This is a genomic window from Alkalihalobacillus pseudalcaliphilus (assembly GCF_028610675.1).
GTDB lineage: Bacteria > Bacillota > Bacilli > Bacillales > Bacillaceae_D > Alkalihalobacillus > Alkalihalobacillus pseudalcaliphilus.
This window is the reverse complement of the sequence record NZ_JAQQWS010000003.1, coordinates 292,239-306,242: the sequence shown is the minus strand read 5'-3', so window position 1 is coordinate 306,242 and position 14,004 is coordinate 292,239. Positions and strand designations below refer to the sequence as shown.

Here is a 14,004-nt window from a genome sequence, read left to right as displayed (position 1 = left end):
TTGGTGGTGGCGGATATGCAAGAGAAAATCATTGAGAAAATGTTGTCGGGTTTAAATCCAGAGCAAAGAAAAGCGGTAAAACATACAGAAGGTCCCCTACTTCTAATGGCGGGTGCGGGTAGTGGAAAGACTCGTGTGCTTACTCACCGAGTGGCCTACCTTTTACGTGAGAAAGGAATTGCACCTTGGAATGTTTTAGCGATTACCTTTACAAATAAGGCAGCAAGAGAAATGAAGGATCGAGTCGCACAATTAGTAGGACCTGTCGCGGAAGATATTTGGATTTCAACGTTCCACTCGATGTGTGTACGGATTTTACGAAGAGATGTAGATCGTATCGGTTATAGTCGAAACTTTACGATTCTAGATTCGACGGATCAGCTTTCATTAATTAAACAAATTTTAAAAGAAAAAAATATTGATTCTAAGAAGTTTGATGCAAGAAGTATTCTTGGAACAATTAGCAGTGCCAAAAATGAATTAACAAAACCTAAGGAATTTGAAGCAAGTGCAACGCAAATGTATGAGCAAGTCGCTGCTGATGTATATACTGAGTATCAAAAGCGGTTAAAGAGTAACAATGCGATGGACTTTGATGATTTAATCATGAAAACGATCGACTTGTTTAAGCTTGTACCTGAAGTGCTGGAGTTTTATCAACGTAAATTTCAATATATCCTTGTTGATGAGTATCAGGATACAAACCGAGCCCAGTATATGCTCGTCAAAATGATAAGTGATAAATATGAAAATTTATGTGTCGTCGGGGATTCCGACCAATCAATCTATCGTTGGCGTGGTGCTGATATCGCGAATATTCTATCGTTTGAAAAGGATTATGCGAATGCAGCAGTCATTTTACTTGAGCAAAATTATCGTTCAACAAAAACGATTCTTCAAGCGGCAAATGAAGTCATTGCCAACAACCGTAATAGAAAGCCTAAGAATTTATGGACTGAAAATGATGAAGGACAAAAAATCTTGTATTTTGCGGCAGATACTGAGCAAGCAGAAGCTCAATTTGTCGTTGAAAGGATTCAAGAGGCAACGCGAGAGGAAGGATATTCCTACTCGGATGTAGCTATTTTATATCGAACGAATGCTCAATCTCGTGTAATTGAGGAATTTTTTGTGAAATCGAACCTGGACTACAACATTGTTGGCGGGACGAAGTTCTATGATCGGAAAGAAATCAAAGACGTATTAGCTTATTTACGTTTAATTTCTAACCCAGATGATGATATTAGTTTAAGAAGAATTATAAATGTCCCTAAGCGTGGTATTGGTGCAACGACAGTTGATAAGCTCGCTACTTATGCAATTCAAAATGGTTTATCGATTTTCTCTGCTTTACAAGAAGTGGAACAAACGGGATTGTCAGCACGAGCGGTAACGAAATTAAGGGAATTTAGTGAGCAATTAGGTCATTGGATTCAAATGCAGGATTACTTATCGATAACAGAGCTTGTTGAAGACTTATTGGGAAAAACAGGTTATCGAGATGTGCTGAAAAATGAACAATCCATTGAGGCTCAAAGTCGACTAGAGAATATTGATGAATTCATTACGGTTACGCAGGAATTCGAAAAAAATAATGAAGATAAATCGCTGGTTGCTTTTTTAACAGATTTAGCGTTGGTCGCAGATATTGACCGATTAGATGATGAAGCAGAAGAAGAAAAGCCAAAAGATGCGATCACCTTAATGACCTTACACTCAGCTAAAGGTTTGGAGTTTCCTGTTGTCTTTTTAATTGGTATGGAAGAAGGTGTATTTCCACATAGTCGCTCTTTATTTGAAGAGGACGAAATGGAGGAAGAGCGTCGCTTAGCCTATGTAGGGATTACTCGTGCTGAGAAACGATTATATATGACGAATGCAAGAATGCGAACGATGTTTGGCCGTACTAATACGAATCCGCCGTCGCGATTTATTGCAGAAGTCCCAGAGAATTGTCTAGAACCTCTTCAAAAGGAGGCACCAACACAACCAAGTTGGATGTCAACATCACGACCGATGCAACGAAAACAACCAACTTCACAATCCACACAGACTTTGAATCGTCCACAGATGACTGAAACAGGTGGAGAATCCTTTGGTTGGAAAGTCGGCGATAAAGCTAATCATAAAAAGTGGGGCGTAGGTACGGTTGTCAGTACAAGAGGCGAGGATGATTCCTTAGAATTGGATATAGCCTTTCCACAGCCAACGGGAATTAAACGCTTATTTGCCAAATTTGCTCCGATTTCGAAGCAGTAGAAAGGAAGAAGTGAATGGATAGACATGACGCTGAGTTAAAAATTGCCGCACTTAAAGAGCGATTAAATGAGTATGGGCATCAGTATTATGTATTAGACAACCCAGTTGTATCTGATGCTGAATATGATCTTGAATTGCAAGAATTAATAAAGCTTGAAACAGCTTTTCCGGAGCTAATTACCGACGATTCACCTACGGTTCGTGTTGGAGGGGAGCCGTTGCCTTATTTTGAAAAAGTAGAGCACCGAACGCCAATGCTTAGTCTTGGTAATGCTTTTTCGGATCAAGATTTACGTGATTTTGACAAGCGAATCCGTAATCAAATTGGTGATGATCTTGCTTATACATGTGAACTCAAAATAGATGGGCTTGCTGTCGCATTAACTTATGAAAACGGGCGGTTTGTTCGTGGTGCGACAAGAGGGGATGGAACGACAGGTGAAGATATCACCCAAAATCTTAAGACAATTCAAGCGATTCCCTTAAAATTAAATCAAGACGTGACCATTGAAGTTCGTGGTGAGGCTTATATGCCAAAGCAATCCTTTTTAAAACTAAATGAACAAAGAGAAGTAGCGGGGGAGGAGAAATTTGCCAACCCTCGTAATGCAGCTGCGGGATCTCTCCGTCAATTAAATCCACAAATTGCAGCTAAACGAAACTTATCGATGTTCTCTTATTCGATTGGATATTTAGAAAATGATGATCTCGATTCACATTATGAAGCACTACAGCTTATTAAGAAGCTAGGCTTCAAAACGAATCAAGAGACAGCTCGTTGTAATCATATTGATGAGGTCATTGAGTATGTAAATAAGTGGGTTGAAAAGAGACAGGATCTTCCTTACGACATTGATGGAATTGTCATTAAGCTGGACTCCATTGAGCAGCAGGAACAGCTTGGTTTTACAGCAAAAAGTCCTCGATGGGCGATTGCTTATAAATTTCCGGCAGAAGAAGTGGTGACGACATTAAGAGAAATCGAACTTAGTATCGGGCGGACAGGGGTAATTACACCCACAGCGATTTTAGATCCGGTAGTTGTCGCTGGAACAACCGTTAAGCGTGCTTCCCTTCACAATGAAGATCTGATTCGTGAGAAAGATATCAAATTAGGAGATACCGTTGTTATTAAAAAAGCCGGTGATATCATCCCTGAAGTTGTGAATGTTCTTGTAGATAAACGAGATGGTTCTGAACGAGACTTCGCAATGCCAACTCATTGCCCTGAATGTGATGGTGGTCTTGTTCGTTTAGAAGGGGAAGTTGCTTTAAGGTGTTTGAATCCGTTATGCCCTGCTCAAATACGTGAAGGTCTCATTCATTTTGTTTCGAGAAATGCGATGAATATTGATGGGCTTGGTGAGAAGGTGATTGCTCAGCTTTTTGCTCATCAATTCATTCAAACGGTTGCGGATCTGTATCGTTTAGAGCGAGATGAGTTGTTGAAACTTGAACGAATGGGAGAGAAATCAGTAGACAATTTATTGGCGGCTATCGAGGCATCCAAAGAAAACTCATTGGAGCGCCTGCTTTTTGGGTTAGGCATTCGATTTGTAGGGGCAAAAGCAGCGAAAACGTTGGCTGTTCACTTTGGAAAAATAGAGGCTCTTCAAGAAGCAAGCGAGGAGGAGCTGATAGCGATAGATGAAATCGGGGAAAAGATGGCTAGCTCTATTTTCTCTTATTTTGAGCAAGCAGAGGTCACAGAATTAATAGGACAGCTGCGTGAGTTGGGTGTTAATTTGGCTTATAAGGGAGCTACAGGCAGTCAGGATCTTTCAACATTAGAGAGTAGTCCATTTCTTAATAAAACGGTTGTATTAACAGGAAAACTTGAACAGCTAACGAGAAACGAAGCCAAGGTGAGGATTGAGGAATTAGGTGGAAAAGTGACAGGCAGCGTTAGTAAAAAAACGGACTTAGTCATTGCTGGTGAGGACGCAGGTTCGAAGAGAACAAAAGCAGAAGAGCTAGGCGTACAAATATGGGATGAGAATCAACTCATCGCTGCATTCGCGGAGATTATTAATAACTAATTAGGAGAGGAGGAATGGCGTTGAAAAAACTAGGTTTACTTATGTTAACAATCCTATTAGTGCTGAGTGGTTGTTTACCGATCCTACAACCGCCTAATGATAATAATAGTATTGAAGACGACCCGACTGTGGAGGATGTTGATGTAGGTGTTATTCCATCGATATCATCACCTGAGGATTATTATCGTAGTATTTTATACGATGGTACTTATCCACATGGTGAGGCAAGAGGGGTTGGAACAGGCCAATTAGCGAATCGTATTGATCTTGATCAATTTGAGCTCGGTTTAACAAGAATTGCTCAAGAGTTCTTTCCGAGTGAACGCTACTTTTTTCGTGAGGGTCAATTTTTAAGACAAGCCGAAGTGGAAAGTTGGATTAGTAGAGAAACGGAAAATAATCCAAACGGATTGAACCCTTCGATTGACCGTTTATCTAATAATGAGATGGAAGGAATGTCTGAGGATGAGATAGTCCAAGTATCAAGAGGGCGTGAAGAAGAAGATCCTTCCTATTTATCTCATTTGTTGGAGCATAACTATCTTGTAGAAAGTTCTGAGGGGAAATACGAGGTAGGTGGTATTGTCATTGGTTTATCTTTAAAAGATACCTTTAGATATCGAGTTACTTTTCCAGATGGACGATTTCATGTATTCAGTCACGAACTTAATCATGAGGAAGTGCTAGAGCAAGGGAAAGAAGCGGCTGAAAAGGTTCTACAACGTTTACGTTCTGACGGACGTGAAGACGGAGCTTTTAACCAAATTCCTATAGTCTTTGCATTGTTCCAAGAGCAGCCACCACAATCGGCAATTCCGGGAAATTTTGTGGCACACGCCAAAGCTGAACCAAATGGAGGCTTATCGGGTTGGCAAACAATTAATGAACAGTATTACTTATTCCCTTCCACAGAAGCAAACCGAGATGTCCGTGGCGATGCCGACGCGTTTAACTTATTAAGGGAAGATATTCAAGATTTCTTCTCAACCTACGTTGGGGTAGTTGGAAGGGCCTTTTATAATAATGAAAATCTTCAAGAGTTGACGATTGATGTGTCATTACAGTATCAAGGAAAAACAGAAATTATTGCGATATCTCAATTCATTGCCAGTCGTATTACCCAACGTTTTCCGGAATCTTTAAAAGTGAATGTTTATCTAGAATCAGCAAGTGGAAAACAAGAAGCAATGATCATTAGAAGTCCTAACTCAGAACCAGAACTACACATCAACCAATAGGACAAGCATCACACAACGATGGCGGAGCATAGTTGCTTCTCCACCAGCAAAGATGAAAGCGGTGTTTGGCTTTTTGACTGGTGGAACTTCATTCAATTGGTGCCGAGTGTTGTAGGGAAAGCCGGGAAGTAACAACATAAAGAGTAAAAGTGCTGTTTGACTCTTTAACTGGTGTATTTCCGTTCACTTTGCCTTTGTTCTTTTTCATTTTAAAAGGATAGTGTTGGATTTCTTTTTTGAACTTATGAATCAACAGTAACCTAGCGGACGAAAACATACGGAGACTCCCGCGGGACATAGTGGCGGGCTGAAATCCACTGGCGAAGCCAGTTAGTTCAGCGCCACCCCGCAGGACGCGGAGCATGATTTTCGGTAGCGGCGAGCAAAGCTCCGCACATGAGTACCAGCATCAAACTTTCATACAAAACACCACGAAAACTCGTGGTTCTTTTTGTATATGAAAAAGACCTACGCGTTTTATTAGAATTTACCGTAAAATCAGATTATTCGATAAGATGTACGTTTTAAGAATAAAGTATGACAAAAATGTATGAATACCGAGAAAACAGTTTATTATTTACTGCAAACATGATATATTTATGTCGTTTCAGAGTCTAGACATCAGAAGTCTGATCTCTTGATTTTGAACTCGGTGGGACTTATACATCGCTCATAATGATAGCGGTTTAATAGAACTTATGCTATGAAATATGACATAAGCTCTAGTCGTTTTTTGGTGAAGCGGCTAGAATAAATTCTAGTAATCGTTGCACACTAAAAAATGTGTACTTATTACAACTGCTTAGTAGGCACATGTGTAAGAGAGTTATTATTTTAAGGGGGATTTAATGATGAAGAAGTGGTTACGTAATGCAACATTAGGTTTTGCTGCTGTCGTAGCTTTATCTGCTTGTGGAGCAGGTAATGATGACAACGGTGATAATGCAACTGGTGATGGAACGACTGATGCAAGTGATTTCACTGTTGGTATGGTTACTGATGTTGGTGGAATTGACGATAAGTCATTTAACCAATCAGCATGGGAAGGGTTACAAGCCTTTGGTGAGGACCTAAACTTAGTAGAAAATACGAATTATTCCTATGTACAATCTGCAAACGAGAATGAATTCGAGCCTAATCTACGTAATTTAGTTCGTGAAGATACTGATTTAGTTTGGGGTATTGGTTTCTTGATGGAAGATGCTATTCGTACCATTGCTGAGCAAAATGAAGATGCTCAATTAGCGATTGTTGATACAGTTGTGTTAAATCCAGATACAAAAGAGCCGTATGATAATATTGCTAACATCACGTTTAAAGAGCATGAAGGTTCTTTCCTTGCTGGAGTAGTTGCTGCATTAGAATCTGAAACAGACCAAATTGGCTTTATTGGTGGAGTAGAGAGTGGCTTAATCAAGAAGTTTGAAGTTGGATTTAAAGCAGGAGTTAAAGCTGTAAACCCAGATGCTGAAATTGCTGTTCAGTATGTTGAAAGTTTTAATGACCAAACGACTGCTCAACAAATTGCTAACACGATGTATAGCCAAGGAGCAGATATCATTTATCATGCTGCTGGAGATTCAGGAAATGGTTTATTTACAGAAGCGATTAACAGAGCACGTAATGGTGAAAACGTATGGGTTATCGGTGTAGATGCCGACCAATATGAGCAAGGTGTTTATGGTGATGAGTCTGTTACTTTAACATCAATGGTTAAACGTGTTGATGTTGCAGTTGCCCTTGTTTCTGAAGATACAATGAATGGAAACTTCCCTGGTGGACAAGTATTAGAGTACGGATTAGATGATAATGGTGTTGGAATTTCTGAATCTACTCAAAATCTATCTGATGGTACTGAAGATGAAGTGGATAACTACCGTGAGCAAATTCTTTCAGGTGAGATTGAAGTTCCACAAACAGATGAAGAGTATGATGAATTTGTAAGTGGACTTTAATAATTTTTGTTAAATAAATTTTATGATTCAAAGGCTAGTGTTTGTGCTAGCCTTTGACTTTGTATTAACTATACTAGGGCTCATGATGAATTGAATCGCATCCCAATTCATCAGGAGCTCTATAAGAATACTAAATACTGGATACTAGGGTTAGGAGTGAACCAGGTGAGTTATGTCATTGAAATGAATAATATCCGTAAAGAATTCCCTGGAATTGTCGCAAATGATAACATCACTTTGCAATTAAAAGAGGGCGAAATACATGCACTTTTAGGAGAAAATGGCGCTGGAAAGTCAACGTTAATGAATGTCCTATTTGGCTTATATCAACCTGAACAGGGTAATATTAAGGTGCGTGGTCAAGATGTGAAAATAACAGACCCAAATATCGCAAATCGCCTTGGGATTGGAATGGTTCATCAGCACTTTATGCTTGTTGAAAATTTTACCGTCACAGAAAATATTATACTAGGGAATGAACCGACTAAAGCTGGACGACTTAATCTTAAGAAGGCTGCAAAGGAAGTCGCTGCGATTTCTGAACAGTACGGTCTCCGTGTAGATCCTAATGCTAAAATCGAAGACATTTCTGTAGGGATGCAACAGCGGGTTGAAATTTTAAAGACACTTTATCGCGGAGCTGACATTTTAATCTTTGATGAACCTACAGCCGTGTTAACCCCTCAAGAAATTCAAGAGCTTACAGGAATTATGAAAAAGCTTGTCGCAGAAGGCAAATCGATTATTTTAATTACACATAAATTAAAAGAGATTATGGCGATTTGTGATAGATGCACAGTCATTCGTCGTGGTAAGGGTATTGGCACAGCTGATGTAAAAACCTCAAGTGAAGCGAAATTGGCTGAAATGATGGTCGGTAGAGAGGTGAACTTCACCGTTGAGAAAACACCTTCATCACCTAAGGATACAGTATTAAAAGTAGATAATATTCGAATGAAGAATTCACGCAAGGTGGAGGCTTTAAAAGGGCTATCCTTGGAAATTCGTTCAGGGGAAATCTTAGGACTAGCAGGGGTGGAAGGAAATGGTCAATCGGAGTTAATTGAGGCCATTACTGGTTTGCGTAAGGTAGATGGAGGACATATCTTCTTAAACAACCAAGAGATTACGAACCACACTCCGCGAAAAGTAACAGAGGCAGGTATTGGTCATATCCCTGAGGACCGCCATAAACATGGACTTATTTTAGATTTTAATATAGGTGAAAATATGGTTTTACAAACCTACTATCAAAAGCCTTATTCTAAAAATGGAATCTTACAGTTTCCAAAAATATATGAAAAAGCACGAGAGTTAATCGATGATTTTGATGTTCGAACGCCGAGTGAGTATACAGCAGCAAGGGCCTTATCTGGAGGTAATCAGCAAAAGGCGATAATTGCACGAGAAGTTGATCGTTCTCCCGATTTCCTTATAGCAGCTCAGCCAACTCGTGGGCTTGACGTAGGGGCGATTGAATCGATTCACTCAAGGCTAATCAAAGAGCGAGATAAAGGACGTGCCATTTTGTTAATGTCACTCGAGCTCGATGAGATTTTAAATGTGAGTGATCGGATTGCCGTTATTTATGATGGTGAAATTGTAGATATTGTTGACGCGGACAAAACTAACGAAAAAGAGCTAGGTTTATTGATGGCTGGTGGTCAAAGGCAAAAGGAGGGTGAGGAGAACCGTGAAGCAGGCAAATAAAATGAACAAATTTAGCGGATTACTCATCCCTGTCATTTCAATCTTTTTAGGGGTGTTTATCGGGGCCATCATTATGTTAATTACAGGTTATAACCCGATTGCTGCCTATACAGCATTATTAAATGGTATTTTTAGCGATACGTATTATATCGGTGAAACAATTAGGTCTATGACACCGCTCATTCTTGCTGGTTTGGCTGTCGCTTTCGCCTATCGTACCGGTTTACTAAATATTGGTGTGGAAGGTCAATTGATTGTTGGCTGGTTAGCATCTGTTTGGGTAGGGATCATATTTGTAGGTCTTCCTACGATTATTCATCTTCCTTTAGCTATTATTGCAGGTGCCATAGCTGGTGGTATATGGGGTTTCCTACCAGGTTTGTTGAAAGCAAGGTTTGAAGTTCATGAAGTAATTGTCACGATTATGATGAACTATATCGCTTTATATACAGCAAATGCTATCATAAGATCTTATTTATTAGTACCAGGTGAGCGTACGGAGAATATTCAAGCTTCTGCTTCTCTGGAGTCACCTATGCTACAAGCATTGACAGACCATTCGAGATTACACTGGGGTTTTATTGTAGCCATATTAGCTTGTTTGATTATGTGGTTCATTTTATGGAAAACGAAAAAAGGTTATGAATTAAGAGCGGTTGGATTTAACCAACATGCTTCACAATATGCAGGTATGAACGTTAAAGGAAACATCGTATTATCTATGGTTATTTCTGGTGGATTTGCAGGTGTAGCTGGTGCGATGGAAGGACTAGGAACCTATGGCTATATGTCAATTATGAGTGGTTTTACGGGAGTTGGTTTTGATGGGATCGCCGTTGCATTATTAGGAGCCAATACGGGTATCGGTGTGTTTTTATCTTCCTTCTTATTCGGTGGACTTCAAGTAGGCTCTTTAAGAATGCAGCAACAAGCTGGTGTTCCTAGTGAACTAGTTGATATTGTCATTGCTCTAATTATTTTCTTTGTTGCTTCAAGCTATATTATTCGTTGGGCTATGAATCGTATCAAAGATAGAAAGAAAGGGGGAAATTAATATGGATTTGATGCAAATTCTTGCACTTGTCATTCCAGCTGCAATTTATGCGGGTGTTCCCCTTATTCTAACGGCATTAGGTGGATTATTTAGTGAACGAGCTGGTGTTGTTAATATTGGTCTTGAAGGACTAATGATTTCCGGTGCTTTTATTGGTATCGTTTCAACATTAATGCTAGAAGGTGCTGGACTAGGTGCAGCCTCTCCTTGGCTTTCATTACTAATAGCCGCTGTTATTGGAGCTGTTTTTGCTTTGTTTCACGCGGTAGCGTCGATTTCTTTCAGAGCTGATCAAATTGTGAGTGGTGTGGCGATTAACTTTTTAGCACTCGGGTTAGCTGTTTTCTTTACGAGACTCCTATACGGAAGAGGGCAAACAGATTATATTCAAAATCGTATTTTTAGAACAAATGTACCAGGTCTAAGTGAAATACCGATTATTGGTCCATTGTTCTTCTCAAATGTGTATACAACATCATTTTTGGCTTTTGCATTAGTACTGATCGTTTATTACATTATATTTTATACGCCATTCGGATTACGTCTCCGTTCAGTTGGGGAGCATCCTATGGCTGCAGATACAATGGGGATTAATGTAAATAAAATGCGTTATGTTGCTGTGATGTTAAGTGGAGCATTCGGTGCGCTTGGTGGCGCCGTTTATGCGGTGACCGTATCGGGCAACTTTTCAGGAGCAACCATTGTAGGACAAGGTTTTATGGCGTTAGCTGTGCTAATCTTTGGTCGTTGGAATCCATTAGGAGTACTCGGTGCTGGGTTATTCTTCGGTTTAGCGCAAGCATTAAGTACGACAGGTGCTCAACTACCGTTTTTCTCAGAGATTCACCCAGTTTTTCTTCTGATAGCTCCTTATGTACTAACCATTATTGCCTTAACAGGTTTTGTTGGTAAAAATGCAGCTCCAAAAGCAAACGGAAAACCATATATAAAAGGCTCAAGATAAACATAAGAGTTCTTGTTTTTAGGAAATCTAAAAGCAAGAGCTTTTTTGTTATTGAATGATGCTTAAAGGAATGGGAAATGATGAAAAAGCAGAAAAAGAGGAGAAAGCCCGAGCAAACGCGGAATCGCGGGGTTGCGGGGGGAAAAAAAGGAAGAAAGCCCGAGCAAACGAGGAATCGCGGGGTTGCATGCGAAAAAAAGAGGAGAAAGCCCGAGTAAACGTGGAATCGCGGGGTTGCGATCGGAAAAAGAGGAAGAAAGCCCGAGCAAACGCGGAACCGCGGGGTTGCATGCGAAAAAAAGAGGAGAAGGCCCGAGTAAACGAGGAATCGCGGGGTTGCGGGCGGAAAAAAAGGAAGAAAGCCCGAGCAAACGCGGAATCGCGGGGTTGCAGGCGAAAAAAAGAGGAGAAAGCCCGAGCAAACGCGGAATCGCGGGGTTGCGATCGGAAAAAGAGGAAGAAAGCCCGAGCAAAGAACTGGGGTGACAAGTAGAGCACCACTCTAATCAGCATCATCAACCTTCATTCAAAACTACCTTAAAGACACACTATTCTAATAATTTATTTTCATTTTTTTTAATGAATATATATGCGATATATTACTCAGGAGATGATATAAGGCTTATTTCATGCATAATTATTCATGCTTGTTATATTTTTAAAATAAAAAGAATGTTCAAATAATATATGTGTGTTATGATAATTCTTGTATTTTTAGCTGTTTGAAATAAAAGTTTCAATAGCTAAGAAAATGGGTATGCATAGACGTTGTATAAAGATTGTATGAGGAGGTGCTTGAATGGAGTACACATTTACAACAGCAACGTGGCTACTATTATTAATTCCAATGCCACTCATTATTGTTTTATCAATTGTTAGATGGATTATGAAGAGGGGAGAATAACATGGGGACCATTAGTACAGCAACATTTATAACTTTTATTTTTTACATGATAGTGCTATTAGCATTTGGTTTATATGCTTATTTTAAAACGAAGGACTTATCTGATTATGTATTAGGTGGTAGAAAGCTTGGAGGCGGGACAGCGGCATTAAGTGCTGGGGCTTCTGACATGAGTAGCTGGTTACTACTAGGATTACCTGGAGCTATATACCTTGGCGGGATGAATGAAATTTGGCTCGCTGTCGGGTTAGCCATTGGTGCGTATTTAAATTGGCAGTTTCTTGCAAAAAGATTAAGACTTTATACGGAAAAAGCGAATGACTCAATTACTTTACCTGACTTTTTTGAGAATCGCTTCCGAGATGACTCAAAGGCGTTACGAGTGATTTCAGCGATTATTATCTTAGTCTTTTTTACGTTTTATTCTTCATCAGGGCTAGTTGGTGGTGCGTTATTATTCCAATCATCTTTCGGCATGTCATATACACAGGCATTATGGATTGGGGCACTCGTTATTGTTTCCTATACATTTATCGGCGGGTTTTTAGCAGTTAGCTGGTCTGATTTATTCCAAGGAACATTAATGTTTTTAGCGCTTGTTATCGTACCTGTTGTAGCGATTACGGAAATTGGTGGCTGGAATGAAACGGTTCAAGCGATCGGTTCATTAGACACTGCCTATTTAGATGCGTTCCAAGGAGTTGGATTTATTGCTATTATATCTTTACTTGCGTGGGGATTAGGTTACTTTGGACAACCGCACATTATCACACGTTTTATGGCTGTTAAATCGACGAAAGAAATTCCAAAAGCACAAGCTATCGGAATGACTTGGATGATTCTTTCACTATTTGGTGCGGTGTTTACTGGTTTAACCGGCTTAGCTTACTTCTCAGAATTTGGACCTGCAGGCCAGCCATTACCTGAAAATCAACACGAAACCGTGTTTATTTTATTTACTCAGTTATTAATGAATGAATGGGTAGCAGGCTTCTTGATCGCAGCAATTCTTTCCGCTATTATGAGTACGATTGACTCTCAGCTCCTTGTTTCGTCAAGTGCTTTGGCAGAAGACTTTTATAAGCCATTTATAAGAAAAAATGCTTCACAAAAGGAATTAATGTGGGTAGGTCGTATCGGTGTCTTGTTAATTGCCGTTATCGCTGTGTTACTCGCTTATAACCCAGATAGTTCGGTACTAGAACTTGTAAGTTATGCTTGGGCTGGTTTTGGTTCTGCATTTGGCCCTGTATTGTTGTTAGCGTTATTCTGGAAGGGCATGACGCGAAATGGTGCCCTTACTGGTATGATTGTTGGTGGTTTAACTGTAATCATTTGGGCAGAACTTGAAGTAATTCTTGGGTGGTTCGGGATGACGGAAGCGACCTTTGCTTCGATATCAATTTTTGGACTTTATGAAATTATCCCAGGCTTCATTTTAGCGGGACTGTCGGCTATTCTTGTTAGTTTATTAGGGAAAGAGCCTTCTCAAGAAATACAAGAAGAATACGATGCTGTAAAAAAATTATCAGATGAATTAAGATAAAAATGTCTAATATGCCTGTTACATGCTGTTTGGAAAGAACTTAGCATGTGACAGGCTTTTTTCAATAGAAAGAGGAAACAATGCTTAGGCTGAAATTAAGTCGGATAAAGTTAGTACCTTTGTTATTAGGTGTATAGATAATGGGATACAACACAAGGTAGAAAAACGGAGCCCGATGCCGAGTAAAACAAAATACGCAGCAATGAGAGAAGAAAGTTTGGCTTCAATGCCGAGTAAAACAAAATACGCAGCAATGAGAGAAGAAAGTTTGGCTTCAATGCGAAGCAAAACAAAATACACCGCAATGGGAGAAGAAAGTTTGGCTTCAATGCGGA

9 protein-coding genes are annotated in these 14,004 nt (G+C 39.7%); 8 read left to right on the top strand and 1 reads right to left on the bottom strand.

Annotated elements, in window-relative coordinates; translation table 11 throughout:
• Positions 1-15 precede the first annotated feature (15 nt).
• The 7 genes from pcrA (at position 16) to PQ479_RS09835 (ending at position 11,219) form a co-directional block, all read left to right on the top strand.
• Complete coding sequence (gene pcrA, locus PQ479_RS09865; RefSeq protein WP_047990020.1) at positions 16-2,259, top strand: DNA helicase PcrA; 2,244 nt, start codon at positions 16-18, stop codon at positions 2,257-2,259.
• A gap of 14 nt (positions 2,260-2,273) precedes the next feature.
• Entirely contained in the window at positions 2,274-4,298 is a 2,025-nt protein-coding gene (ligA, locus tag PQ479_RS09860; protein ID WP_047990019.1) for an NAD-dependent DNA ligase LigA, read from the top strand.
• Between the two features lie 14 nt (positions 4,299-4,312).
• Positions 4,313-5,536, top strand: coding sequence for a CamS family sex pheromone protein (locus PQ479_RS09855; protein ID WP_047990018.1), 1,224 nt, complete (start codon positions 4,313-4,315; stop codon positions 5,534-5,536).
• 851 nt (positions 5,537-6,387) lie between these two features.
• Entirely contained in the window at positions 6,388-7,491 is a 1,104-nt protein-coding gene (locus PQ479_RS09850) for a BMP family lipoprotein (RefSeq protein WP_047990016.1), read from the top strand.
• A gap of 165 nt (positions 7,492-7,656) precedes the next feature.
• Positions 7,657-9,201 (top strand): ABC transporter ATP-binding protein, encoded by a 1,545-nt coding sequence (locus PQ479_RS09845; RefSeq protein ID WP_047990015.1) that lies wholly within the window; start codon positions 7,657-7,659, stop codon positions 9,199-9,201.
• 1 nt (position 9,202) lies between these two features.
• Positions 9,203-10,255, top strand: a complete 1,053-nt coding sequence (locus PQ479_RS09840; protein ID WP_047990130.1) for an ABC transporter permease — start codon at positions 9,203-9,205, stop codon at positions 10,253-10,255.
• 1 nt (position 10,256) lies between these two features.
• Positions 10,257-11,219, top strand: coding sequence for an ABC transporter permease (locus PQ479_RS09835; protein WP_047990014.1), 963 nt, complete (start codon positions 10,257-10,259; stop codon positions 11,217-11,219).
• Positions 11,220-11,281: 62 nt separating this feature from the next.
• Here the strand turns inward: PQ479_RS09835 and PQ479_RS09830 are convergent, their stop codons facing one another.
• Complete coding sequence (locus tag PQ479_RS09830; RefSeq protein ID WP_273716959.1) at positions 11,282-11,692, bottom strand: hypothetical protein; 411 nt, start codon at positions 11,690-11,692, stop codon at positions 11,282-11,284.
• A 432-nt stretch (positions 11,693-12,124) separates the two neighbouring features.
• Here PQ479_RS09830 and putP point away from each other — a divergent pair, with 432 nt between their 5' ends.
• Positions 12,125-13,669: a sodium/proline symporter PutP gene (gene putP / locus PQ479_RS09825; protein ID WP_047990012.1), complete on the top strand. Its 1,545-nt coding sequence runs from the start codon at positions 12,125-12,127 to the stop codon at positions 13,667-13,669.
• The last annotated feature ends 335 nt before the right edge of the window (positions 13,670-14,004 follow it).

Excerpts from the sequence above, each read along its gene's own strand:
- pcrA (WP_047990020.1), top strand. The coding sequence starts at position 16 with ATGCAAGAGAAAATCATTGAGAAAATGTTGTCGGGTTTAAATCCAGAG.
- ligA (WP_047990019.1), top strand. The coding sequence starts at position 2,274 with ATGGATAGACATGACGCTGAGTTAAAAATTGCCGCACTTAAAGAGCGA.
- PQ479_RS09855 (WP_047990018.1), top strand. The coding sequence starts at position 4,313 with ATGGCGTTGAAAAAACTAGGTTTACTTATGTTAACAATCCTATTAGTG.
- PQ479_RS09850 (WP_047990016.1), top strand. The coding sequence starts at position 6,388 with ATGAAGAAGTGGTTACGTAATGCAACATTAGGTTTTGCTGCTGTCGTA.
- PQ479_RS09840 (WP_047990130.1), top strand. The coding sequence starts at position 9,203 with ATGAACAAATTTAGCGGATTACTCATCCCTGTCATTTCAATCTTTTTA.
- PQ479_RS09835 (WP_047990014.1), top strand. The coding sequence starts at position 10,257 with ATGGATTTGATGCAAATTCTTGCACTTGTCATTCCAGCTGCAATTTAT.
- putP (WP_047990012.1), top strand. The coding sequence starts at position 12,125 with ATGGGGACCATTAGTACAGCAACATTTATAACTTTTATTTTTTACATG.